The sequence below is a fragment of the Novispirillum itersonii subsp. itersonii ATCC 12639 genome (genome assembly GCF_000381985.1).
Taxonomy (GTDB): Bacteria; Pseudomonadota; Alphaproteobacteria; order Rhodospirillales; family Rhodospirillaceae; genus Novispirillum; species Novispirillum itersonii.
Genome location: NZ_KB907338.1, coordinates 447,633 through 472,300, shown reverse-complemented (window position 1 = coordinate 472,300; position 24,668 = coordinate 447,633). Strand labels below are relative to the sequence as shown.

At 65.4% G+C, this 24,668-nt stretch carries 22 protein-coding genes and 1 CRISPR repeat array; of the genes, 12 read left to right on the top strand and 10 right to left on the bottom strand.

Annotated elements, in window-relative coordinates:
* Window positions 1–3: 3 nt before the first annotated feature.
* The 5 genes from G365_RS20460 to G365_RS0105420 are packed head-to-tail and all read left to right on the top strand — an operon-like array spanning window position 4 to window position 3,149.
* Entirely contained in the window at window positions 4–1,032 is a 1,029-nt protein-coding gene (locus G365_RS20460; protein ID WP_019644496.1) for a helix-turn-helix transcriptional regulator, read from the top strand.
* Window positions 1,032–1,202: a hypothetical protein gene (locus tag G365_RS23775; protein WP_019644495.1), complete on the top strand. Its 171-nt coding sequence runs from the start codon at window positions 1,032–1,034 to the stop codon at window positions 1,200–1,202. The genes G365_RS20460 and G365_RS23775 overlap by 1 nt, the downstream gene beginning before the upstream one ends.
* A 38-nt stretch (window positions 1,203–1,240) precedes the next feature.
* Window positions 1,241–1,912, top strand: a complete 672-nt coding sequence (locus G365_RS22735) for a GTPase domain-containing protein (protein ID WP_019644494.1) — start codon at window positions 1,241–1,243, stop codon at window positions 1,910–1,912.
* 1 nt (window position 1,913) lies between these two features.
* A complete protein-coding gene (locus G365_RS0105425; protein ID WP_019644493.1) occupies window positions 1,914–2,375 on the top strand; it encodes a hypothetical protein in 462 nt (153 codons plus the stop codon).
* Between the two features lie 57 nt (window positions 2,376–2,432).
* Window positions 2,433–3,149, top strand: coding sequence for a hypothetical protein (locus G365_RS0105420; protein WP_169545050.1), 717 nt, complete (start codon window positions 2,433–2,435; stop codon window positions 3,147–3,149).
* A gap of 240 nt (window positions 3,150–3,389) precedes the next feature.
* On the opposite strand, the gene G365_RS22730 is transcribed toward G365_RS0105420, so the two are convergent.
* From G365_RS22730 to G365_RS0105400, 4 genes are all read right to left on the bottom strand, one after another.
* The gene (locus G365_RS22730) at window positions 3,390–5,213 is read right to left on the bottom strand and encodes an HD domain-containing phosphohydrolase (RefSeq protein ID WP_155976148.1); all 1,824 of its coding nucleotides are present in this window, start codon (window positions 5,211–5,213) and stop codon (window positions 3,390–3,392) included.
* A 70-nt stretch (window positions 5,214–5,283) separates the two neighbouring features.
* Window positions 5,284–6,441, bottom strand: coding sequence for a cache domain-containing protein (locus tag G365_RS23430; RefSeq protein WP_026345118.1), 1,158 nt, complete (start codon window positions 6,439–6,441; stop codon window positions 5,284–5,286).
* 160 nt (window positions 6,442–6,601) lie between these two features.
* On the bottom strand, window positions 6,602–6,985 hold the full coding sequence (locus G365_RS0105405) for a VOC family protein (protein WP_019644490.1): 384 nt from the start codon (window positions 6,983–6,985) through the stop codon (window positions 6,602–6,604).
* A 44-nt stretch (window positions 6,986–7,029) separates the two neighbouring features.
* Window positions 7,030–7,827 carry a sulfite exporter TauE/SafE family protein gene (locus G365_RS0105400; protein WP_043741466.1) on the bottom strand — a complete coding sequence of 266 codons (798 nt, stop codon included), beginning with the start codon at window positions 7,825–7,827 and terminating at the stop codon, window positions 7,030–7,032.
* Between the two features lie 114 nt (window positions 7,828–7,941).
* Between G365_RS0105400 and G365_RS0105395 the strand changes: the two genes are divergently transcribed.
* The gene (locus G365_RS0105395) at window positions 7,942–8,853 is read left to right on the top strand and encodes a LysR family transcriptional regulator (RefSeq protein ID WP_019644488.1); all 912 of its coding nucleotides are present in this window, start codon (window positions 7,942–7,944) and stop codon (window positions 8,851–8,853) included.
* 183 nt (window positions 8,854–9,036) lie between these two features.
* A CRISPR array of direct repeats spans window positions 9,037–9,596; the repeat unit is 31 nt; unit sequence GTTTCAATCCACGCCCCCGTGAGGGGGCGAC.
* Between the two features lie 332 nt (window positions 9,597–9,928).
* Here the strand turns inward: G365_RS0105395 and G365_RS20450 are convergent.
* Both G365_RS20450 and G365_RS0105385 read right to left on the bottom strand, forming a co-directional pair.
* Window positions 9,929–11,380: a PepSY-associated TM helix domain-containing protein gene (locus tag G365_RS20450; RefSeq protein WP_019644487.1), complete on the bottom strand. Its 1,452-nt coding sequence runs from the start codon at window positions 11,378–11,380 to the stop codon at window positions 9,929–9,931.
* Window positions 11,381–11,440: 60 nt separating this feature from the next.
* Window positions 11,441–11,836, bottom strand: coding sequence for a hypothetical protein (locus G365_RS0105385; RefSeq protein WP_019644486.1), 396 nt, complete (start codon window positions 11,834–11,836; stop codon window positions 11,441–11,443).
* Between the two features lie 178 nt (window positions 11,837–12,014).
* Here G365_RS0105385 and G365_RS0105380 point away from each other — a divergent pair, with 178 nt between their 5' ends.
* Window positions 12,015–13,184 carry an SMP-30/gluconolactonase/LRE family protein gene (locus G365_RS0105380; RefSeq protein ID WP_019644485.1) on the top strand — a complete coding sequence of 390 codons (1,170 nt, stop codon included), beginning with the start codon at window positions 12,015–12,017 and terminating at the stop codon, window positions 13,182–13,184.
* A gap of 94 nt (window positions 13,185–13,278) precedes the next feature.
* Here the strand turns inward: G365_RS0105380 and G365_RS0105375 are convergent, their stop codons facing one another.
* Window positions 13,279–13,983, bottom strand: coding sequence for an SDR family oxidoreductase (locus G365_RS0105375; protein WP_019644484.1), 705 nt, complete (start codon window positions 13,981–13,983; stop codon window positions 13,279–13,281).
* Window positions 13,984–14,134: 151 nt separating this feature from the next.
* Between G365_RS0105375 and G365_RS0105370 the strand changes: the two genes are divergently transcribed.
* Window positions 14,135–15,004 carry an alpha/beta fold hydrolase gene (locus G365_RS0105370; protein ID WP_019644483.1) on the top strand — a complete coding sequence of 290 codons (870 nt, stop codon included), beginning with the start codon at window positions 14,135–14,137 and terminating at the stop codon, window positions 15,002–15,004.
* A 95-nt stretch (window positions 15,005–15,099) separates the two neighbouring features.
* On the opposite strand, the gene G365_RS0105365 is transcribed toward G365_RS0105370, so the two are convergent.
* Window positions 15,100–16,710, bottom strand: a complete 1,611-nt coding sequence (locus tag G365_RS0105365; RefSeq protein ID WP_155976124.1) for an autotransporter family protein — start codon at window positions 16,708–16,710, stop codon at window positions 15,100–15,102.
* Window positions 16,711–16,993: 283 nt separating this feature from the next.
* On the opposite strand from G365_RS0105365, the gene gcvA reads away from it, so the two are divergent.
* The gene (gcvA, locus tag G365_RS0105360) at window positions 16,994–17,890 is read left to right on the top strand and encodes a transcriptional regulator GcvA (protein ID WP_019644481.1); all 897 of its coding nucleotides are present in this window, start codon (window positions 16,994–16,996) and stop codon (window positions 17,888–17,890) included.
* 95 nt (window positions 17,891–17,985) lie between these two features.
* Here gcvA and G365_RS20445 read toward each other — a convergent pair whose 3' ends face one another.
* The gene (locus G365_RS20445) at window positions 17,986–18,822 is read right to left on the bottom strand and encodes an OmpA family protein (protein ID WP_019644480.1); all 837 of its coding nucleotides are present in this window, start codon (window positions 18,820–18,822) and stop codon (window positions 17,986–17,988) included.
* A gap of 441 nt (window positions 18,823–19,263) precedes the next feature.
* On the opposite strand from G365_RS20445, the gene G365_RS0105350 reads away from it, so the two are divergent.
* From G365_RS0105350 to G365_RS0105340, 3 genes are all read left to right on the top strand, one after another.
* On the top strand, window positions 19,264–20,631 hold the full coding sequence (locus tag G365_RS0105350; protein WP_019644479.1) for an MFS transporter: 1,368 nt from the start codon (window positions 19,264–19,266) through the stop codon (window positions 20,629–20,631).
* Between the two features lie 133 nt (window positions 20,632–20,764).
* Complete coding sequence (locus tag G365_RS20440; protein ID WP_019644478.1) at window positions 20,765–22,663, top strand: sensor histidine kinase; 1,899 nt, start codon at window positions 20,765–20,767, stop codon at window positions 22,661–22,663.
* Window positions 22,660–24,036, top strand: a complete 1,377-nt coding sequence (locus G365_RS0105340) for a sigma-54-dependent transcriptional regulator (RefSeq protein ID WP_019644477.1) — start codon at window positions 22,660–22,662, stop codon at window positions 24,034–24,036. The genes G365_RS20440 and G365_RS0105340 overlap by 4 nt, the downstream gene beginning before the upstream one ends.
* 40 nt (window positions 24,037–24,076) lie before the next feature.
* Here the strand turns inward: G365_RS0105340 and G365_RS0105335 are convergent, their stop codons facing one another.
* Complete coding sequence (locus tag G365_RS0105335) at window positions 24,077–24,664, bottom strand: TetR/AcrR family transcriptional regulator (RefSeq protein WP_019644476.1); 588 nt, start codon at window positions 24,662–24,664, stop codon at window positions 24,077–24,079.
* Window positions 24,665–24,668 lie beyond the last annotated feature (4 nt).

The following is a 24,668-nucleotide window of genomic DNA, read 5'->3' as shown; positions in this document are numbered from 1 at the left end:
GACATGCCAAGACCCACCCCGGACCTTCCGGCAACCACACGGATCCTCAGGCTGCAGAAACTGCTTGAGAGCAGCAACCGCACCCTGACCAAGGCCGAGCTGGCGGAACAGCTTGGCTGCACCGTGGAGACCGTGCGCCGCAACCTTCAGACGCTGGAGCAGGAACTCGGCAGCGACAGGCTGATCACCGACAGAAGCGAACGGGCTGAACGCCACAGCCTGCACCCCCCGCCCCAGCGGGCGTCACAGCGGCCGTCACACCCGCTGCATGGGCTGGCGGAAGAGGTGGACCTGTTCGCGCACTGGGTCGAGCTGATGGCCCCGCACCTGCCCGCCAGTCTGGCGGAGCGGGCCCGCCGGGCGATACCGCGTCTGGCGATGGCACTGGGGGAAGGCGGCCCCGGGTATTCCGGCACCCCGCAGACCACCGGCCCCGGGGCAACGACCTTCCGCAGCAAGGGCTACATCGACTATGCCCCGCACAGTGCCACCCTGCGGGCTCTGCGAGACGCCATCCGGGAGAGAAAAGTCTGCCTGATCGACTATCTGGCCGCCGGGCGGGAAACCCCGCGCCCGCACCGGCTGGTGCCGCGCCGGATCGTGGCGCAGTCAGGCACCCTGTATCTTCTGGCAGATCTGCTGGCCGACGGCATGCTGCTGCCGGAATGCGGCACAACGCTGTCAGTCCACCGGATCCGGTCGGTGAGCCTGACCGGCGAATACGGGCCACCGGCGCCGGAGCCGGACGGATCAGCCCGGCACTTCGGGCTGAAGTGGCACGAGCCGCGCCGCCGGTCGGTCTGGATTGCCGCCGCCGCCGCGGATTACGTGCGCGACCGGATCTGGAGCGACGACCAGACCATCACCCCGCATGCGGATGGCAGCCTGACCCTGCACGTCACCACCACCAGCGAGGAAGAGCTTCAGGCGTGGGTGAACAGCTTCAGCGGCCGGGCCCGGCTGGAGGAGACTCCGCAGAGCATCCCCGCCCCCGCCCCCGCCCCCGCCCCCCGGCAGGAGGAAACCGCATAATGGTAATGCCCCGCAAAGACGGAAAAAACTGGGTCTGCCGTGACTGCGGCACCGCCTTCAACCCGACGCCGCTGCTGCTGCGGCTGCTGGGCCTGTCACACCTGCCGCCGCCGTCCGACACCCGCTGCCCCCGCTGCGGCAGTACTCAGGTCTGGCCGCTGATGTTTTAGCAGCTGATGATTTAACAAAACTCAAGGATTTCAGGATCATGGGTCTTCCCATAATACTCGGCGCAATCGCCGCAATCGCCGCACTCGGCGTTGCCGCTTACGTTCTGAACTTTAAATCTGTGGCCGGGAAAAAGCTTGCCATTCTGGGGGCTCAGGGCACGGGGAAAACCACCCTCGCCACGTTTTTAACCTCAGGAGAAATCCCTGAGGATTACGAACAGACGACACGCTCAAAAAAGATCAAATCTTCCGTCAAAATGGCGGACCTGAAGATCGAGATACAGGATATTGAAGACCTTCCCGGCAGCAAGGAAGCGTACCGGGACTGGAAACGGGTATTCATGGAATCCGATATTGTTATTTATATCATTGATGCCCATAAAGTTACCGAATCCAATGATAGAAAATATATCGCCCGCATTGAGAATGATGCCGCCCACATAAGAGACTGGATTCTCGAAGCAAAGCAAAGCGGTCATGAGAAAAAGATATTTCTTCTCAATACGCACTGCGATCTTCTCTCATCGTATGCTGGCATCAAACCCTCTAACCGGGGTGATTTTTACGACACACTGCGTAAAAATCCTAACATCAATAAAGTTTCCTCTTTCCTCAATGCTGCCAACACTCTTTCCGTTTACTCAGGAAGCCTGAAATCAGTCAATGACTGCCGGGACCTGACGATCGACATGTTCTCTGAGGAGAGCTGAAATGTACTTTCAGACAATTTTTAAGGCTCAGGATTTAAGCAACAACGACGATGACATCTATGACATTGACGGAGTGCTATCCAAAAACGAAGACATAAGATCGAATGCTTCTCAGGAGATAAACTCAGTCTCCATTAACGGAAGGCAGATATACAATAATGATGGCTTCTTAATATTTAAGAAGTCACACCTTATTCTTCTGGAAATCCCAACAAAGAACAACGATGGATTAGAAAGAAAAGCCCCTATTATTGCCCTCATTAACACGGCAACAACAAAAAACATCAACATACCAGAGAGAATAAAATCATTCCTCGAAAAAATAGACCGCGAATCAGCCATTGATGTTGACCATATCATCTCAAAAATAGAGATGGAAAATAATAGCATTTTCCAGTCAATATTTTTAATTATCATTACTATATTCAAACAGCTCTCAAGCCTCCTCACCAAAAGACCTTAAACCAGGATATGTATCATGGATCTCATGCCTCAGGACCCGTCAGCCCGCCGGGTCATCATGATCCTCGACAGTCACGATATCGAGAAATGTGAAATCGCCGGGGAATCCCACACCCTGTACGACCGGGAAACATGCGTTATCCCCTTCCCGGTTCTGCCCGAAGGCTCACTCCCTGCGGCAATCCAGAATATCCGGGATGCAAACCTGCTTCGCCCCGGCACAGTCGTCGTGCAGAACCCCTATGACCTTGACAGTTACGAAACCCCCGACGACGCGCCGGAACAGTTTCCACTGCGAAAATACATGCTGTTCTCGGTCTTCTGTCAGGCATTAGGGGCGCGGTCGGTTGACATCGAGCAGATCGATCTGTCAACTCAGAATGGAAAAATGAGCTTCACGGCAGAAGGGAAACGTCTTGGTATCTCAGGAAACCTGAGCATCAACGCCGACAGCTTTGAGAAGGTCCGCTCCAACCTGACCCTCAATGATTCCTTCGACGGCGGCCCGGCTGACCTTGCCGCCGCAGAAGGGCTGCTGCGTCGCACAAAAATGCTGAATGACCCGATCATGGTTGGCCTTCTGGAGGCACGCAAGCTTTCCGGCAACAGCCTCAAAAGCAAGACCGTTCAGGTCAATATCTCGAAAGAAACCAAGTCCAACCTATCCATTGTCGCCGGACTGAAGATTCCGAAAATAATCAGCCTTAAGACTGACTACTCCAAAATAATGGAGAAATTTGTCGAGTATAACTTGAAAATTAATATTAAATTCTAACCCTCCCCATCCAGAACAGTGCAAGGGATACTTTCCCTTCTTTATCAAAGGGCAAGACCCATAGATTGCTCTTTACTGGGCGACAGAGCGCTTCCCCGATCATTTCATCGGGGAAGCGCTCTGTTCAGATAACATGGACCCCGATCAAGGCCGCACCTCTGCCAGCCCCCGCACACCAAAGCCGCCGCACCGCCGACGGTGCCTGAAGAAGACCGGACATTATCGTTTCACCCCTGCCCCTTATCCGGCCACAGCCGCTTCGGCCTTCGCCTCCGGGGCGGTGACGTAGCGGCTGATGTCCACCTCGTCCATCTGTTCCGGCAGCAGGAAGCGTTCGGCATACCGGCGGTAAACGCCGGAGGTCAGGAACAGGTCGAACAGATCGCCGTCGATGTGTTTGTCCTTCTTGAAGAACGACAGGATCTTCACCGATTCCGACAGGCTCTTGGCCTTTTTATAGGGCCGGTCCGATGCGGTCAGCGCCTCGAAGATATCGGCGATGGCCATAATGCGCGCCGGCACCGACAGCGCCCCGGCATCCAGACGGCGCGGATACCCGGTGCCGATCATCGTTTCGTGGTGGGTCCCGGCGTATTCCGGCACGCGCTTCAGATGTTTGGGGAACGGCAGACCTTCCAGCATGGCGATGGTCTGCATGATGTGTTCGTTGATCTTAAAGCGCTCTTCCTCCGACAGCGTGCCCCGGCTGACCGACAGGTTGTAAACCTCGCCGAAGTTATACAGCGCCTCGGGAATCCTGACCTGAAAGCCAAGCCCTTCGTAGCGGTCCAGCCCGCCGGGCGGGCGGGGAATGATGTGCCACGGCTTGTCATCCAGCAGCTTTTCCTGCACCGGCAGCGCCGGGGCGTCGGCGGGGAAGCGCTTCAGCTCTTCATGCGACAGGCCAAGGCGGTCATCCAGCGTGCGGGTCCATTCCTGCTGGCCGATCTGCTTCAGGCGCTCGACCTTTTCCGGGGCCATGAATTCGCCGCCGACGTTGCAGTCGGCGATAAAGGCGAAGTCCTCGCGCAGCCGGGCCTGCCGTTCCTCCAGCCGGGCGCGCAGGGTGGCTTCGTCTTCCTGCCCGGCGATCAGGCCGCGCAGATAGTCAATCATCGCGTCGCGCAGCAGCACTTCAAAGCGGGTGCGCACCTCGTGAATGCGGTTGTAGATGGTTTCCAGCTTGGTGGCCTTATCGACCACGTATTCCGGCGTCACCACCTTGCCGCAGTCATGCAGCCACGCCCCGATCTTGAATTCGCGCCATTCCTCGTCGGTCCTGAACCCGAAGTCGGCCAGCGGGCCGGTCTCGACCTTTCCGGCCTCTTCGGCCAGCATCAGCGCCAGCTCGGGCACCCGCTCGCAGTGGCCGCCGGTATAGGGCGATTTGGCGTCGATGGCCCCGGCGATGATCTTGATCATCGAGTCCATCAGCTCTTCCTGCGCATCCAGCAGCTGGCGGTTATACAGGGCGGTGGCCGCCTGCGCCGCCAGCGCTTCGACAAAGCTCTGAATCCCCGGATCGAAGGGGATGATCTCGCCGCTGCCGGGCACCCGGGCGTTGATCAGCTGCAACGCCCCGATGATGTCACCGCCCCGTGGCTTCAGCGGCACGGTCAGGAACGACTGCGAGCGGTAGCCGTTGCGTTCGTCAAACACCTTGGTGCCGGAGAAGTCAAACTGCGCGGAATCATAGGCGTCAGCGATGTTGACGGTCTTTTCGGTGTTCACGCAGTAGCTGACGACGTTTTTGGTGTTGGGCTGCCCGGCGGCATCGCGCAGCGGCACGGCCGGAATCTGCGGCAGCTCGCCCGAGGCCCCGCCGACCGCCACCTTCAGGGTGTCGTTGCGCAGGATCTGGAAGCGCAGCGTCTCGTCTTCGGTACGGATATACAGGGTGCCGCCGTCGGCGTTGGTCAGATCCTTCGCCCCCATCAGGATCTTTTCCATCAGGGTGTTGCTGTCTTTTTCCGCCGACAGGGCAATGCCCAGCCCGACCAGTTTCTCCAGCTTGGTCTGGGCCACTTCCAGCGCCTGCGCCTTGTGGGCCAGCGACCCTTTCATCGACTCAAACGCCCCGGCCAGCGCGTCGAATTCGACGATCATCGAATCTTTCGGGCTGCTGCCGGAAAAGTCAAAGCCCTGCACCCGCTGCGCTTCTTCCGCCAGCGCCCGCACGGTCTTTGCCAGACGCCCCGACGCAATCACCGCCAGCGGCAAAATAATCAGCATCACCAGCCCGATCAGCAGCAGCGTGCGATGCTGCATCTGGCGGATGTGGCCGGTAAAATCTTCGAACGGGGCAATCACGGCATATGGTCAGCCGCTGGCCGCCGGGGGCGGTCCAGTCACTCAGGCGGGCCATCATCTCGGTTCCGTCGACGGTCAGGTGGCGGGTGTCCTCCCGCCCGGCGCTGCCCAGCATCCCGGCCAGCACGGCCCCCAGCGGCGCGGGGGCGGCGGCGGCCTGCCCCAGCGGGGCCAGCGCGCCCAGCAGGCCGTTGCCTGCCGCCAGCACCTGCCCGCGGTCATCGGTGACCACCACGCCACCACGGTCAGAGATCTTCAGCGTCGAAACAAACTCAGCCATCCCGGACAGGGTAATATCCACCCCCATCACCCCGTCCCCGCCGGTCAGCCGGGCCGAGGCCGAGATGCCCGGTTTCTGCAACGAGTTGAACAGATACGGCGCGCTCAGCACCGGATGGCCCGCCGCCAGCGCCGGTTTATACCAGTCGCGCTCACGCGGGTCATAGGCCGGGGCGGCGTCTTCCTGACGGGCCAGCACCGCGCCCCCGGCATCCAGAAACGCCCAGCGCTGGGTGCGGTCAGCCCCCTGCCCGGTGATGGTGCGCACGATCAGCGCCGTGCCGGACGGGGCCTTGTGGGCATCCAGCACCCCCCGGTCATTGCGGGTGGCGATCACCTGTAAAAAGTCGCCGTTCTGCCGCCCCACGTACAGCGAATACAGGGCCGGGTCAGTTGCCAGCAGCTCCGCCAGCAGCGGCACCGCCGGGTTGGCCGGGCCGTCGGCCTGCACCGGAGCATTCAGCGCCGGGGTCCGCGCCCCCCAGCCGGACAGGGTCAGGGTTTCGCCCATCTCGCGGTCCACCCGCGCCACCACCCGGGCCGAAACCTCGGCAAACAGGCCAGAGGCCGCATCCCGCGCCGCTAAGGTACTGGAATAATAGACATTCCCGATCGCGGCCACCGTCACCAGCGCAATCACCGCCAGAATCGCCGTGGTCACGCTGACCTGAAAGCGCAGCCGGAACCGCTTTTCCTGAGCCATTCCCTGTTCCTATCCCCTTGGAATACCGTGCGTATCAGACTGCAGGCATTCAACCGTCTTCCCACCCGCAGTGTACAGTTCTTCGCACTGCACCGAAAGGCCGAAGCATGCATCTGCGGCATAAACAGGGGCATTTATCGCTTTGCAGAAACACCGGCCATCACTCGACGTATTCCGACACCTCTATCAGGTTGCCATCGGGATCACGGAAGTACACCGACCGGATCGGCCCGGTCGCCCCGGTGCGCATCACCGGCCCTTCCTCCACCGTCACCCCCTGCGCCCTCAGGTGGGCCATCACCGCCGCCGTCCCGCCTTCCGCAATCAGGCACAGATCAGCCGAGCCCGGCACCGGGCGGGTGGCCTTCGGCTCAAATTCCCGCCCCGCCTGATGCAGGTTGATCTTTTGCGCCCCAAAGGTCAGCGCCGTGCGCCCGGCACCAAAGGTCACCACCTGCATACCCAGCACCCGCTGATAAAAGGCCGCCGTGGCATCAATGTCAGCCACCGTCAGCACCAGATGATCCAGCCACAGAATTTTCATCACACGCTTTTCCTGTCAGAGTTCAGACCGTTTCGTTGACCCGGTTACAGCAGCCCGGTTTTCTCCAGCACCAGCAGCCCGGCGGTGGCCAGCAGCATCAGGCCGAACAGCGCCTTCAGCCGGTGTTCGGGCACCGCGTGGGCCACCGCCACCCCGGCGGAGACCGTCAGCACCCCGCCCACCGCCAGCGCCACGCCCATCGGCCAGTCCACCCGCTGGGCGCGGGCATAACTCAGCAGCGCCGCCGCCGAGCTGGGCGACACCATCGCCAGCGCCACCCCCTGCGCCGCCCGCTGCCCCAGCCCGAATAGCCCGGTCAGCAGCGGCGTTGCCACCAGCCCGCCGCCAACCCCCAGCAGGCCCATACACCCGCCCCCGGCCACCCCGACCAGCGGCATCAGCCGCCCCCGGGACGCCAGCCGGTCCGGTCCGGCCTGTGGCCCGCCTTCCGGTCCGCCTTCTGGCCCCTTTCCCGCCCGGCGCCACTGGCCGATGCCGACCAGCGCCAGAAACCCGGCAAACACCAGTTGCAGCACCTGCGGGTTCATCCCCTGCGCCGCCTGCGCCGCGCCATAGGTGGTCAGGGTGCCCGCCAGCGCCACCAGCAGCGTGCCACGCCCCAGCCCACCCGGCCCCCGCCGCCAGTACCGCCACCATGCCATCACCAGATTGGGCACCATCATCGCCAGCGCCGTGCCCTGCGCCAGCGCCTGATCCATGCCAAAGCCCAGCACCAGCACCGGGATGGCAATGATGCCGCCGCCAATGCCGAACAGCCCGCCGAAAAAACCCAGCACCGCGCCGATACCCAGCGCCGCCAGCAGGGGAAAAACAGGCTCCATCACCGTGCCAAACTCCCGCACATCACCACAGGGCGGCCATGCTATTCGTGTTTTTAAACAGCATAAATGCCGCACATCTTCCGTCAGCCGTGCGTCTGGGTTAAGAATAGCCGGATGGATACCCCCTCAGATCTCGCCTTTTTTGCCACCCTCGCCCGTCACGGCACCCTCGCCGCCGCCGCGCAGGATCTCGGCATCACCGCCCCCGCCGTCAGCCGCCGCCTGAGCGCGCTGGAAGCCCGGCTGGGCGTGCGCCTGCTGAACCGCACCACCCGCCGCCAGAGCCTGACCGCCGAAGGCGAACGCTACCTGACCGAAGGCCGCCGCATCCTTGGCGACCTCGACGCGCTGGAACGCAGCCTGACCGCCGCCCGCGACACCCCGCGCGGCCTGCTGCGGGTCAATTCCGGCATCGGCTTTGGCCGCCGCCACCTTGGCCCCGCCGTCAGCGACTTTGCCGCCCTTTACCCCGATGTCGATGTCATCCTGCACCTCAGCGATAAGCCGATGGACCTTGCCGCCGAAGGCTTCGACCTCTGCACCCGCATCGGGCTGGGCGGCGATACCGGCCTGATCAGCCGCAAAATCGCCTCTAACCGCCGCTTTCTGGCCGCCGCCCCCGCCTACCTCGCCCGCCACCCCGCCCCCCAGACCCCGCAGGACCTGCAACAGCACCAGTGCATCGTCATCCGCGAATACTTCGGGGCCTATAACAGCTGGCCGCTGGTCTCCGGCAGCCGCCGCACCACCGTCAAAGTCAACGGGCGGCTGGCCAGCAACCACGGCGAAGTCGCCGTCGATTGGGCCATCGCCGGGCACGGCATCATCCTGCGGTCCCAGTGGGATATCGCCCACGACCTGCGCGCCGGGCGGCTGGTGCGCGTGCTGCCCGACTGGTGCGGCGTCGATACCGATATCTACGCCCTGACCCTGCCCCGCCTGCTGACGTCAGCCAAAGTCACCGCCTTCCTCGACTTCCTCACCGACCGCTTCGCCGATCACCGCCGGTCGGAGGAATACTGGTAAGGCGGGGAGGTGCGGAGAGAGAGGGGGGAGGAAGGGAGGAAAGCGCGGGCGCTGCCCGCCCCCGCCGGGAGGCTCAGCCTCCCGGACCCTGCTGAAATGGGCGCGGGGCTTCGGTTAATGCCGCCCCACGCGCCCGTGAGGGGGCGACAAATTAAACCCAAGGGCAGCCACCAGCATGGGGCTGTTTCAATCCACGCCCCCGTAAGGGGGCGACACGGGTTCCGGGCGATGGCCTCAACGTGGCTGAACGAGTTTCAATCCACGCCCCCGTGAGGGGGCGACCTCGGGCATCAACACGGTGCCCTGAATGCGCACCACGTTTCAATCCACGCCCCCGTAAGGGGGCGACGGCCAGAAATCCTCCAGCAGTTCCGACAGCCGCCCGTTTCAATCCACGCCCCCGTGAGGGGGCGACCGCCGCCGGTCAGGTCGTTAATCCGCTGGATCATGTTTCAATCCACGCCCCCGTGAGGGGGCGACTCACGTCCGAACCGCTGCACCCCTGATAAACTGCCAGTTTCAATCCACGCCCCCGTGAGGGGGCGACTTCCGCGCAAGAGGTGGGTGCCGGAGCCTAAAGCCGTTTCAATCCACGCCCCCGTGAGGGGGCGACCTGGCCCTGCTGGAAATGGATATACGGGATGCTCGTTTCAATCCACGCCCCCGTGAGGGGGCGACTCAGGATTTTTCGCACATATGATGACCGCGTCATGTTTCAATCCACGCCCCCGTGAGGGGGCGACTGGGTACCCGGCAGAGCCTTGACCCGGCTGATAAAATAAACCCTCTACCGCGAACCTCCAAATGCCTGCTGCCAAACGGCGTCATCATTCCGCCATCGAAATTGTTTATGCAGTAAAATCAACAGCTTCCGTCACCGCGAACCCCCCGGAGTCGCAGCGCCAGCTTGGGGTTCGCGGTGAGACGACAAAACCCCCGGCCAGTGCAAGGCACCGGGCCGGGGGGTCTGTGAAACACAGGTCAGCGGGACAGGCTTTTTGGGTCAAGCCTTTTTCCCGAAAAAGGCTTGGTCACACCGCCCCACGGGCGGTTCACCCCGCGCCTTCCGCCCCTGTTACTCCGCCGCAGCGCGGGCTTCGGCGCGGCGGGCGCGGGCGCGGTTGGCGATCTGCCAGCGGACCAGATCGACCAGCAGGAAGACCAGCAGGCTGACGCCCATCACCGGCAGGGCATAGCCGAGACCGGCGGCAATCAGCACGCTGCCTGCCTTCCAGACCGGGGGCAGGCCCTGCCAGGCCCGGATCAGGGTGCGGGCCGGGGTTCCGGCGGCGGGGCGGCGCTGCCACCACAGCCGGTATCCATACAGGATCGACACGCTCAGCGCCGTGCCCAGCACCACCATGACAATCTGGTTAATCAGGCCGAACTTGATGCCCATGTGAATGTCGATGCCCCAGCGGATCAGCTTGGGGATCAGGGTGAAGGTGTCAAAATCGGCGCGGCTGGTGATGGCCATCGTGCGCGGGTCGATGGCAACGGTATCGACCTGCGTCGGGGTGGAGCGGTCATATTCCCGCACCATCCATGCCTTTTCCGGCACCTTGGACGGGCGGATTTCCAGATACGGGCTATCGATGCCCCCGGCGATGGCGGCGGCGTGGACGGCATCAATCAGGGCGGCGGCATCGGGCACCGCCCCGGCGGGGGTGGCTGCCACCGCGGCGGCGGCCATGTGCTGGGCGTGGTCGGCATGGTCTGCCGAAACCGATGCGGCAGCAGGGGCCGGAGTAGCCGGATCAATCTTCAGCGACACCGACGGCGTCACCCAGCCCAGCGACTGGCGCAGGGCGTCGATATTATCCCCGGCGTATTTCGACCACGTCAGACCGGTGACGGACAGAAACGCCAGCCCGGCGGCCACCCACAGGCCGGTGGTGCTGTGCAGGCGGCGGGTGCGGGCCGCCGGGGTCTGCCGGGCACCGGCAGCCGCCGCAGCGGCATCGCCCCGGCGGCGTGACAGCCACAGCACCACCCCGCCCAGCGTTGCAATCCACAGCCACGACGCCGCCAGTTCGCTGTAAATGCGCCCGGCATCGCCCAGCAGCAGAGCCCGGTGAAACTTATCAATCATCAGCCGCAGCGGCAGAATGCCACTGGTGCCATAGACCGTCAGGTTGCCTTTAATCTCCAGCGTCACCGGATCGATGAAAATCGCCTGTGTCTCCGACTCCCCCAGACTGGGGTCGGTGAACATCACCCGGGTGGTGCGGCCGGGGGCGGTGGCCGGGCGCACGGCAAACACCGGGCGGCCATCCTTCAGATAGGCGCGGGCGGCGTTGACCTGATCGCCCAGACTGCGCGCCGGGCCGCTGGAGGGGGTGGTCAGCACATCGCTGTACAGCGCGTTTTCAATCTGCGGGGTCAGCACATACAGGGTGCCGGTGACGGCGGCGATAAAGATGAACGGCCCGACAAACAGACCGATGTAGAAATGCAGCCGCAGGATAAAATCCATGATCTCGCGGCGCAGGCTGGCCTCGGGCGCAGCAGCGGGGGTTTTAGCCATAACAGGGGGCTCCGTGATTACAGGCGGGCTGCCGCAGGGCGGCAGAAGTCAGTCTGAAGATCACAGAAACAGGGGTGGCCCCCGCGCCGTCTGACGCAGCGGCGGATGATCCGGGGCCGGGGTGCGGGCCGCCGTATCCCAATCGCCCCGCAGCGGGGCGGCACCGGGCAGCGGCAGCAGCACCGCCGCCCGCAGCAGCACCGGCGCGGCGGCACAGGCCGTCTGGCAGAACACCCCGCAGTCATGGCGGGCGGCGCTGCCCTCCCCGGCGGCGGCCATCCCGGCATCAGTACAGAGACTGAGGGCGGTATCCCCCAGCCCGATCCCTTTCGGCAGCACCGGGCCACCCAGCAACGCCTGAAACAGCAGAACGCAGACCGTCACAAGGACGATCCACTGGGCTGTCAGCGTGCCACGGGGCAGACTGCGGAGAGGGGGGGCAGACGGGCTGTGCATCCGCCATGCTTTGCCACAGTGGCCCGCCCCTGTCACGCCGGTTTCAGTGCCTGCCCTGCATATTCCTGAACGCTCAGATACAGACCGGTCGGTCACCGGGGCTTGACTCCCCGCGTCTGGCCCCCATTCTTCCTGTGGTTTTGTCTCCGCCCCGCCCCTTTACCAGAAGAGAGTCCCCATGGCTGTACGCTCCCGCCGGTCAAGACGATATGGTTCCTCCCGCCGGGGGGGCGGCGGGCGGCTGCTTGCGGCACTGCTGGGGGCGGCGGTGGCCGGGGGCGCGGCCTATCTGGCCCTGTGGCCGGTGCCGCTGGCCCCGGTGGCGTGGCAGGCCCCGCAGTTTGGCGGCTACACCGGCCCCCATGCCACCAACCGCCAGCTTGCCAACCTACAGGCGCTGTCACTGGGCGGGGCCACCGGGCCGGAACATCTGGCCACCGGCCCCGACGGTGCCCTGTATGCGGCGGTGCATGACGGGCGGATCCTGCGGCTTGATCCGGCAGGCGGGCTGCCGCAGGAAGTGGCGGTGACCGGCGGGCGGGTGCTGGGCTTTGCCTTTGATGCCGACGGGCGGATGATTGCCGCCGATGCCCTGCGCGGGCTGGTCGCCATCGCCGCCAACGGCGCGGTCACCCCGCTGCTGACACAGGTGGGGCCGGGCGACCCGCTGATCTACGCCAACAGCGTGACGGTCGCCGCCGACGGTACGGTGTACTTCACCGCGTCGTCTGACCGGTTTGATCCGGCCCGGGTGGGCGGCACCTTCGAGGCCAGCGTGCTGGATATTCTGGAACAGTCCGCCACCGGGCGGGTGCTGGCCTATACCCCGACCGACGGAAAAGTGCGGGTGGTGGCGCAGGGCTTAAGCTTTGCCAACGGCATCGCCCTGTCAGCCGATGGCACCCGCCTGCTGGTGGCGGAAACCGGGCGCTACCGCATCTGGTCGATCGACATGCAGGCCGATGCGGTCAATGTCAGCACCGCCCTGCCCGACAGTGCGGCGGCCCGCGTGCTGCTGGATAACCTGCCCGGCTATCCCGACAACCTGATGCGCGGGCGTGACGGGCGCACCTGGGTCGGCCTGATCAAGCCGCGCAACCCGCTGCTTGACCGCCTGTCGGCCCTGCCGGAGGTGCGCGCCGCCCTGCTGCGCCTGCCGCGCAGCCTGTGGCCGGTGCCCAAGCCTTACGGTCACGTCTTCGCCTTTGATGCCAACGGCACCGTCACGCAGGATCTTCAGGACCCCACCGGCGCCTACCCCGACACCAGCGGCGCCACCGAAAACGGCAACCGCCTGTACATCCACAGCCTGACCGCCGACCGCGTCGGCTGGGTGGCGCTGCCGTAAGGACAGAAAAAGGCCGGGGCCGGAGAATACCCCCGGCCCCGGCCCTGTGATCCTGTTTCCCCTGTTATCCTGTCATCCGGGGACCGGCGTTCCGTTACAGCGACCGCATCAGGCCGCCGTCCACCCGCAGGCTCTGGCCGGTGATGTACCCGGCCCCGTCAGAGGCAAGGAAGGCGATGGTCGCCGCCACTTCCTCCGCCGTGCCATAGCGCTGCATCGGCACCCCGGCGCGCCGTTCCTCGGTGGCGGGCAGACTGTCGATCCAGCCCGGCAGAACGGTGTTGATGCGCACGTTGTCGGCGGCATAGGTATCGGCCACCAGCTTGACATAGGCCTTCAGCCCGGCGCGGAACACCGCCGAGGTCGGGAACATCGCGCTCGGCTCATCCACCCACGCGGTGGAGATGTTGACGATCGCCCCACTTTTCTGCGCCTGCATCACCGGCACCACCAGCCGCACGGCGCGGATGACGTTCATCAGATAAACATCCATCCCCTTGTGCCAGTCTTCGTCGCTGATCTCGAGAATCTGAGCGCGCGGGCCATGACCGGCGCTGTTGACCAGCACGTCAATCCGGCCCCAGCGCTCCATCGCGCCATCGACAAGACGCCGGAGGTCGTCGTTGGACTGGTTGGACCCGGTGACGCCAAAGCCGCCCAGCTCCGCCCCCAGTGCCTCGCCCTTGCCTGACGACGACAGAATGCCGACGCGGTAACCATCCGCCGCCAGCCGCCGCGCCGCTGCCGCCCCCATGCCGCTGCCGCCGGCGGTGATCAGGGCAACCTTGTCTGCTGTCATCGTCTTTCTCCGTGGAAAGGGGTTCTGTTTCGGTCTGCCTGTTGTACCATGGCCGCCCGGTGGTCACGAACCAGTTCCGCGCCGCTGATGCTGTAGAAAAACTACTGGCAGACTTTCCCTCCCCCTCCCCTGTTCAGGGTGCCCCCGGCTGATGACAGACACGCCCCGCCGCCGCTTTCTTCCCCGGCCCCTGCACATCACCCGGTCTCTGCGTGCCGCCTTGGGCCTGCTGGCGGCGGTACTGGCCGTGTCCGGCTGTGCCGGTCGCAGCCAGACTGCCGACACCGTGGCCCGCGCCGGGGGCCTGACCCGCATCGAGGTGGCCGCCCCGCCGTTCCGGCTGACCGCCTATGCACGCCTGACCGCCCCGCAGCAGCCGCTGACAGTCTACATCGAAGGCGACGGATACGCGTGGCGGTCACGGTCGGAGCCATCGCAGAACCCGACCCCGCACGATGCCGTCGGCCTGCAACTGGCAGCGGCGGATCCGTCGCCCAATGTGCTGTATCTGGCCCGGCCCTGTCAGTTCACCACCGGCGACCCGGCCTGCTCCCCCCCGTACTGGACCAGCCGCCGCTATGCTGAAGAGGTGATCGCCAGCCTGTCACAGGCGATTGACCGGCTGGGCGGGCAACGCCCGCTGCATCTGGTCGGCTATTCCGGCGGCGGGGCGGTGGCGGCCCTGATTGCCGCCCGCCGCAGCGATGTGCTGTCCCTGCGGACACTGGCGGGCAATCTTGACCATCAGGCGGTCAACAGCCATCACGGGGTTTCCCCCATGCCTGCCTCGCTGAATGCCATTGATGTGGCGGCCAGCCTGTCACGGCTGCCGCAGCGGCACTTTACCGGCGATGCCGACACCGTGGTCCCCCCGTTTATCGCTGACCGCTTTGTCGCCCGCCTGACCGACCGCCGCTGTGCGCAGGTCACCCGCCTTGCCGGGGTCAGCCACAGCGACGGCTGGCCCGCGGTCTGGAAGCAGTGGGTCAGCGATCTGCCGCGCTGTCAGGGGCAGCCATAAAAAAGCAGGGCCCCAAAAAAACAGGACCCCAAAAAAACAGGACCCCGGAGAGAAACCGGGGCCCTGCTCAGGTCAGGTGCTTCAGGACAGCCGGATTACCAGGTGATGCGGGCACCGGCGGTCAGGGTATGGTCGGTCTGGCGGCTGCGCACTTCGGTGTCATAATGCGCATACAGCTTCAGGTCATCATTCAGCACCGCCGCAAGGCCCAGCCCGATCACAGCCGCATCGCGGCCCGGATTGGCGGCCTTAACGCCGGTGGTCACACCGTTAAGGGTCTGGTTGGTGACAAAGCCGGTATCACGCAGGTCATGTTCCCACCGCAGGCTGACGTCGGGTTCCAGCTGCACACCGCTGTCGGTGGTGAAGGTCTGGCTGACCTTAAAGCCCAGCCCGGTGCTCAGCGCGTGGTGGGTGGCATCCTCGACCGACAGGTTAAAGCCATCGGCCCCGGTTTCGGTATAGGCATTGCTGTGAATCATGTCATAGCGCAGCGACACCGACGGCTCGACCGTCAGATCGCCCATCTTGGCCCGGTATCCGGCCTCGATGCCGGTGCCGATGTCGATGGCGTTGCTCTTGCTGCTCGCCACCAGCTCTGAAGCGCCATTGACGACCGTGCGGTTGCCTTCAAACATGTTGTAGGTGGCACCGATGTCACCGGTGACAAACCACGGGCCGGGGGTCCAGTCGCCATAGACGCTGGCGTGATAGCTGTCCGCCGTCGTCCCGCCGGAATTCTGCCGCCCGGTGATGTCAGAATAGCCATAGCCGACCGCGACACCGACCCGGGTGCTATCGGTCACCGGCAGATCGGTACCGACCAGCGCCCCGCTGGTCATGCGCTTATAGCCGGGGTTGGTGCTGTTGCCGTAGTTGGTGCTGTAGCCGCCAAAGGCGCGGGCCCACATGCCATGCCGGTCATTCTGATAGCCTTCACCGGTCGACACCCCGTCCTCGCCGCCGTCAGCCGCCGAAGCAACGCCGAACGCGACATCGCTGAAACCGCCGGACTGGTTGAAGCTGAGGGAGTTCAGGCCGCCGGCCGCCTTCGGGGCAATGCTGCCGCCACCGGCGCGCAGCGCACCCAGACGGCTGCTGATCACCTTGCCAAAGGCCCGGCTGACATCAACCGCACTGGTCGGCATATTGGCATTGGGCTTGCCTTCGTTGCTGACCGGCAGCGTGACCGAACAGACCCGGCCATTGATGGCAATACACCCCGGGCCATCAAAGAACAGCGTAACGGTGTAAGGATAGACGCCCGCAGTGGTCTGGTTATACGCCACCAGCACGCTGTAAGTCTGACCGGCCACAAGGTTCAGACCGGAGAAGCTGGAGGTGTTCCCGCCGGAAAAATTGCTGACAAAAAACTGTGAGATCGGCGTTGACGGCGGGAAGGTCGCGGTCGGGGTAAAGGTCCCGTTCAGGAAAAACGTGGTGTTGACCACACCGGTCGTCGTGGACGTCGCGCTGTAAGACCCTGACTTACTTGCCGTGAAAGAATAAAGGGAATAAATCCACTTAAAACTGCTGCTGTAGGACGAGATATTGGTGTTGGTCCCGCTGATGATCGACGGCGCATAGGTCAGCGTGGTCGAAGGGCTGCCGACAAAGCTATAGCTTTCCGCCCCGGCCGGCGCGGCAATGGCCGACAGCGCAAGCACCGGCAGGGAATACACCGTAGACCGCAGCAGCAGCTTCATCCCCAGATCTGACCCCACAGCCTGCGTGATTTTTTTTCATTTCCGTACTTTCAATTAATAAAAACTGATACGCCGCTTCCCTCTGCCTTATTCTTGCCTATAAGCGATTCCAGAGTGAGATAAAAGACTTGAAATAATATGACTTTTATTTTGCACACGAATTAAAGTAATCCATGCTTTAATTCCCTTTAAAATTGCAGGACTTTATTAATTCATTCGATATACGACTTAAGAACTAAGTTGCTTCAGTCCACTGTCAGACCCTTTTAAAGGCCTCCTCCGCATGAGCCCCGCCCTCCGCCGTCTGCCGCCGCTGAATGCCCTGCGCGCCTTTGATGCCGCCGCCCGCAGCCTGACCTTCCGGCAGGCGGCGGAGGAACTGGGGGTAACGCAGGGGGCGGTGGCCCAGCAGGTGCGGGCGCTGGAAGCACAACTGGGCGTACGACTGTTTGACCGCCTGCCGCGCACGCTGGCGCTGACCGAAGCCGGGCGGGCCTATGCCGCCACCCTGCGCCGGGCCTTTGACCTGATTGCCACCGCAACGGCAGAGCTGAAGCCGGAACCGCAGCACCTGACCATCAGCGTCACCCCCAGCTTCGCCAGCCGCTGGCTGATCCCCCGCCTGCCGGCCTTCACCGCCCTGCACCCGGATATTGACCTGCGGATTCTGGCCAGCGACCGGGTCAGCACCTTTCAGGGCGATCAGGTTGATCTGGCGGTGCGCTACGGGCATCCGCCGTTCGCCGCCGGGCTACAGGCAGATCTGCTGTTTGATCAGGCGCTGGTGGCGGTGGCCAGCCCGCTGCTGCTGGCCCGCCTCGGCCCGCCGGATACGGCGGCGGATCTGGCCCGCTACCCGCTGCTGCACGATGCGCATAACGTCTGGCCGCAGATGCTTGATCAGGTGTTCCCCGCCGGGACCCCACCGGCCCCGCACAACATCCGCTTTAACCAGACCGCGCTGGCGATCGAGGCGGCGGTGGCCGGGCAGGGTCTGGCGCTGGCCAGCCACTTTTTTGTCAGCGATGACCTGCGCGACGGTCGCCTGAGCCGGGTGTTTCCCGGGGCTGAGGTGCGGACCGGATCAGACTTTTACGTCATCAGCCCGCGCCGCCCCCGCCACCCGACCCCGGTGGCCGCCGTGCGCCAGTGGCTGCTGGCCGCCGCCGGGCGGGCCTGAGGACCGGGCCAGAAAAAAGGGCCAAAAAAAGGGGCAGCGTCTCCACTGCCCCTTTCCGTCACAGAGTAATCAAGCACAGGTCAACAAAGACCGGCTTATTTTTCAAACCAGATCTCAACGCGGCGGTTCTTACCTTCCGCAACGTTATCCTTGGTCTGCACCGCCAGCGTGGTTTCGCCCAGCGCCTTCAGATCCAGCGCCTTGGTGGCAACGCCCATCTTTGCCAGTTCGGCGGCAACCGCCTTGCTGCGCTTTTCAGACAGCGCCTGATTGGTCTTGGCATTACCGACCGTGTCGGTGTGACCGGCCAGATAGATGTTGATCGGCTTGTCGGCGGCCTGTTCCTTGGCGACATCAGACAGCACCTTCAGCGCGGCCTTATCCAGCGTCGCCTTGCCGGTGGCGAAATAGACCACATAGCGCATGGTCATCTTCGGCTTGGCCATCACCGGCTCCGGCTTCGGCACGCACAGGGCAACCGCCTTGTCGTAGTTGCCTTTGTAGGTGGCGATGTCGTTGGTCTGCCAGCCTTCCTGCAGCTGCTCCATCCAGTGTTCAAACGACACCTGAGCCTTGGCGCAGGCCTCGGGGGCATCCTTCGGGGCCTTGGTGGCCAGCGCGGCCATCAGTTTAGCACGGGCGGCGGTGACGTCGGCGTTGCCGTCCAGCCCGCGTTCCTTCGGCTCCTGCGGGGCCGGGGCCATGCCCATCGCCGAGGCGCGGGCGCGCTCGGTGAAGTACTGCACCGACGACCAGTTGCCTTCATTCTTCTCGAAACGGGCGCTGTCGAGGTAATTGGCCTGCAGGGCGGTGGCAAAGGCATCGCCCGTCCCCTTCATCCCGGCCACCCCGTCGATATCCCAGTTATCAGCGCAGCCGCTGAGGGCGAGAACAGCCGCACCGGCGACAGACCACGCAATGAGTTTTTTCATGATCGGGATTTCCCCTGCTGTTAAGTGTGCCTGATGACAAACGACAGTGCCGGTCGGTGCGCGCTCATCCCCCCCTACGGGGCCCTGCTGACCCACCCACAGCACCCCGGTGCGCCAGCGGTAAAAGGCTACGCCCCTTACCCCACAGCGGAAAGCGGATTGGCCGGTATATCTCTGGGCTGAAATATTTGCGGTCGCGGTCGGCAATCATCCGCCTGCCATCAACCGCAGACCGGCATCTTTCCGCCGGTCCGGGGCCTCTGTTGCGCTGCAAAATCCGGTGCAACCCCGCCAGAACTGTGTCATTTCGCCCTAAAGCGCACTGTTGGCACCGGGTTTGCTGACAGTGCCTTCCCGAGTATGCCCCGCCACAGCACGCCAGCCACAGCAAGCCAGCAACAGCAAGAACGCGGGGACCAACCACACCGGGAGAGGAACCCCATGCCCGAAGCCGCCACCGGCAGCACCGCTGCCACCGCAGACGCCAAAACCGCCACCCCCGCCACCCCGGATGTCACCGTCGCCACCCGCCTGAAGTCGATCTTCGGCGGATCAGTCGGCAATCTGGTGGAATGGTATGACTGGTATGCCTATTCCGCCTTCGCGCTGTATTTCGCCAAGTCCTTCTTCCCCGCCGGGGATGCCACCGCCCAGCTGCTGAATGCCGCCGGGGTGTTTGCCATCGGCTTCATCATGCGCCCGATCGGCGGCTGGCTGATGGGGGTCTATGCCGACCACTTTGGCCGCCGGGCCGCGCTGTCGCTGTCGGTGCTGCTGATGTGCGCCGGGTCGCTGATCATCGCCCTGACCCCCAGCTATGCCACCATCGGCATCTGGGCCCCGGCGCTGCTGGTGTTTGCCCGGCTGGTGCAGGGGATCAGTCTGGGCGGCGAGTACGGCGCCAGCGCCACCTATCTGTCAGAGGTCGCGACCAAAAACAGCCGTGGCTTCTATTCCAGCTTTCAGTACGTCACCCTGATCATGGGGCAGCTGACGGCGCTGGCCGTGCTGCTGGTGCTGCAGTTCTGGCTGCTTGACACCCATCAGCTGGAAAGCTGGGGCTGGCGTATTCCGTTCGTGATCGGGGCCTTCTGTGCCGTGGTGGCCCTGTGGCTGCGCCGGTCGATGGTCGAAAGCGCGCATTTTGAGGCCGCGCGCGAGGCCCGCGCCGCCAGCAAGCCCAGCATGCTCAGCCATATCAAGGGTCTGGCCCGGCATCCGCGCGCCGTTGCCATGGTGGTCGGCCTGACGCTGGGCGGCACCGTCGCCTTTTACACCTACACCATTTATATGCAGAAGTTTCTGGTCAACACCGTTGGCCTGACCAAAGACCAGTCCACCCTGATCTCGGCGGCGGCGCTGTTTCTGTTCATGTGCCTTCAGCCGGTGTTCGGCGCGCTGTCTGACCGCATCGGCCGCCGCCCGCTGCTGATCGCCTTCGGCGTGCTGGGCACCCTGTGCACCGTGCCGCTGCTGACCGCCCTGTCGGGCACCAAAGACCCGGTCACCGCCTTCCTGCTGCTGATGGGCGGTCTGGTGATCGTGTCGGGCTACACCTCGATCAACGCGGTGGTGAAGGCCGAGCTGTTCCCGGCGGAAATCCGGGCGCTGGGCGTGGCCCTGCCCTATGCCGTCACCGTGTCGGTGTTCGGCGGCACCGCCGAATACATCGCCCTTTACTTCAAGTCGATCGGCAGCGAGAGCCTGTTCTTCTGGTATGTCACCGGCTGCATCGCCGTGTCGCTGCTGGTGTACATCGTCGGCCCGGATACCCGGAAGACCTCGCTGATTGACCGGGAAAGCCATTAAGCTCTCCCCCCCCCGATCCCAACCCTGTACATCCCCCCTCCGCCCGGTGTAAGCCAGCGGGGCAGCGGCCCGGAGGCACCCCGCCTGCCGGGCCGCCGCATCTGTTGCCCCACCCCGGTTTCAGGACGTCCCCATGCCAGCCCTGTCATCGCCGTCAGCACCGCCTGCCCGCCCCCGGCGCCGGGGCACCCACGGTCCGGTGGCCCGGGGTCCGGTCTGGCGGCGGGGTCTGGCGGCATGGCTGGCTGTGATCCTGCTGGCCGCCACCGCCGCCTATCTGCTGGCCGACCGTCATGGCCGCCGCCAGACCGAGGCGGTGGCCCGCGACCGCCTTGTCAGCCTGTCGCAGACTTTCCGCACCACCATTGACCATTTTGCCGGGCTGCCCGCCCTGACCGCCGCCGCCGGGCCGGTCACCGCCCTGCTGACCGCGCCGGGCAACCGGAACCGGCAGGACGCCGCCAATGCCTTTCTGGAACGGACCGCCCGCGCCATCGGCGCACAGGCGCTGTTTGTGATGGATCCGTCCGGCATGGCGCTGGCGTCTTCCAACTGGGCGGAGCCGACCACCTATGTCGGCCACGACTACAGCTTCCGCCCCTATTTTCTGGATGCTCTGAACAGCGGACGCGGCCGCTTTTTCGGGGTCGGCGTCACCACCGGCCTGCCCGGCTATTTTCTGTCGGAACAGGTGCCCGGCCCGGCCCCGGACCGGCCACTGGGCGTTCTGGTGCTGAAGGTTGACTTCTCGCTGCTGGAATCAGCCTGGGCAGGCGGCGACACCACCGTGCTGCTGAGTGACGGCGACGGCGTGGTGTTTCTGACCAGCGACCCCGCCCTGCGGTACCGGGCCCTTGACCCGCTGGCCCCGCAGGCGGCGGCCTCTCTGGCGGCAGAGCAGCGCTACGCCAACAACCGCCTTGGCCCGCCGCTGGATCTGGCCCGCGATGTGCCGCCGGGGGCCCGGGTCTCGGCCCCGGTGGATGGCACCCCGTGGACCCTGACCGTCATCGCCCCGTGGCAGAACCGGGGCCCCCTGCCCGCCGCCGCCGCCGCCCTGACCGCACTGGCCGGGCTGGTGCTGGCGCTGCTGACGGTGGTGCAGCGGCAGCGCCGCGCCCGCCAGCAGGCAGAACGGGATACGCTGGCCGCGCTGGAACAGCGGGTGCAGGACCGCACCGCCGCCCTGACCGCCGCCACCGCCCGCCTTGAGGCCGAAATTGAAGACCGCCGCCGGGTCGATGCCGAGCTGCACCGCGCCCGCGACGGGCTGGTACAGTCCGCCAAGCTGGCGGCGATGGGGCGGGCGTTCTCCGGTCTGGCGCACGAGGTCAACCAGCCGCTGGCCGCCCTGCGCACCTATCTGTCCTCCACCCGCCTGCTGATTGACCGGGGCGACAGTGCCGCCGCGCTGGCCAACATCAGCACCATGGACGGGGCCGTCGCCCGGCTGTCAGCCCTGACCGCCGACCTGAAGCACCTGTCACGCCGCAGCGACGACCGGCGGCAGGCCACCGATCTGGTGGCGGTGGCAACCCGGGTTGCCGGTCTGCTGACATTCCGGCTGGCCGATGACGGGGTGGCGCTGGCCCTGCACGCCCCGGCCCCGGTCTGGGCCGCCGCCGATGCCGCCCGGATGGAACAGGTGGTGCTGAACCTGCTGATGAATGCGATTGATGCGGTACAGGGCACCCCGGACCGCACCGTCACCCTGTCAGTGACCGAGCAGGCCGGGCAGGCCCGCATCACGGTGGCAGACCCCGGCCCCGGCCTGCCCGCCGCCGCCGCCGATCACCTGTTCGAGCCGTTTTTCACCACCAAGCCGGTCGGGCTGGGGCTGGGGCTGGCGATCTGCTATGGCATTGTCAGCGACCACGGCGGCACCCTGTCGCATGAGCGGGCGGACCGCCCCGGCGGCGGGGCGGAGACCCGCTTTACCGTCACCCTGCCGGCCCTGCCCCCCGCGTCCCTCACTTCAGCCTCTCTCGCTTCAGCCTCTCCCCCTGTTCCCGCTGCGGAGGATACGCCGTGACCTCTCCCGATCCGTCCTCCTGCGGTCATGTTCTGGTGGTTGATGACGATGCGGTGCTGCTGGCCGGTCTGGCCCAGTGGCTGGGGCTGTCGGGCTTTACCGTCACCGCCGTACCGTCTGCCGCCGCCGCGCGGGAGGCCCTGCGCCACACCCTGCCCGACGCGGTGCTGACCGACCTGCGGATGCCCGGCGAAGACGGCATGGCCCTGCTGGCCGCCCTGCGCACCAGCCATCCCGGCCTGCCGGTGGTGCTGCTGACCGGCCACGGCGATGTGCCGCAGGCGGTGGCGGCGCTGAAACAGGGGGCCTTTGACTTTCTGGAAAAGCCGCACCACCCCGACCGCCTGACCGCCACCCTGCGCAATGCCTGCACCCAGCACCGCCTGACCCGCCGGGTGCAGGATCTGACCGTTCCCCCCGCCACCGACCCGCTGGCGGCCCGCCTTGCCGACGCGCTGTGCGGCCAGTCCGCCGCCATGGTGCGGCTGCGCGCGGCGGTCAAATCCCTGCTGCCCCTGCCGCTGGATGTGCTGCTGCGCGGCGAAACCGGCACCGGAAAAGAGGTGGCCGCCCGCGCCCTGCACGATTTCGGCCCCCGCGCCGACCGGCCCTTTGTCGCCATCAACTGCGCCGCCTTACCCGCCGAGCTGATTGAAAGCGAGCTGTTCGGCCACGAAAGCGGGGCCTTCACCGGCGCGCGTGAGGCCCGGACCGGCAAGTTTGAGGCCGCCAACGGCGGCACCGTCTTTCTGGATGAAATCGAAAGCATGCCGCTGCCCGCACAGGCCAAGCTGCTGCGGGTGTTGCAGGACCGCACGGTGGAACGCATCGGCGGCAACCGGCGGGTGACGCTGGACCTGCGGATCATCAGCGCCGCCAAGGATGACCTGCGCGCCGCCGCCGATGCCGGGCGGTTCCGGGATGATCTGTATTACCGGCTGGCCGGGTTCGAGCTGGATCTGCCGCCGCTGCGGGACCGTGGCGACGATATCCTGCTGCTGTTCACCCGTTTTGCCGCCGCCGCCGCTGCCCGCGCCGGGCTGCCCGCCCCGCCGCCGCCGGGCACCGCCGCCATCACCGCCCTGCTGGCCCACCGCTGGCCCGGCAACGTGCGGGAGCTGCGGGCACAGGCCGAACGTTACGGGCTGGGCTTAGGGCTGGGCTTAGGCCTGAACACCGGCCCGGAGCCTGACACCGCCGCCGGACTGGACGCCCTGATGGACCAGCACGAACGCCGCCTGATCACCGCCGCGCTGGACCGCAGCGGCGGTTCCGTCGCCGGGGCGATGGAGATCCTGCGCCTGCCCCGCCGGACCCTGAACGAGAAAATGCGCCGCCTCGGCATCGACCGTAAAGGCGGGGCCGGGGGATAAGGTCCCCCTGTCAGGCCCCCCCCTGTAAGGCCCCCTCCTGTCAGACCGATGGGGGCTTCAGGGCCAGCAGATCCAGCGCCGCCCTGATCCGGGGGCGCAGATCCCAGCCCGGCAGCGGCTCGCGGTGGCGGATGGCGATCTGGCGCAGCGGCTCGGCAATCACCATCGACAGGATCAGATCCGCCGCCATCGCCGGATCAGCGCAGGCAATCACCCCCCGCGCCTGATGGCGGGCCAGCCAGTCCGCCAGCAGGGCGCGGGACCGCTCCACCCCTGACGTGGTGTATACCGCCAGCAGACCGGCCCGGGCCGGAACATCATTGACCAGCAGCCGGAACAGCCCGACCGCCTCGGCGGTCAGCACCCGCCCGGCGATCAGCATCAGGCCGTCTTCCAGCGCCTGCAACGCCGCGCCGGTCTCCGCCGCTTCCGCCGCAAACGCCTGCGGAAACTCCGCCGTCCAGCCGTCGAGGATCAGGGCCACCAGATCCTCGCGGTTGGCGGCAAAGCGGTAGGCGGTCTTCTTCGCCACATTCGCCTGCCGGGCCACTGCCTCCATCGTCATCGCCGGGTAGCCCTGCGACAGCAGGATCTGTGTCGCCGCCTGCACGACCTTCTGCCGCAGCACCGGC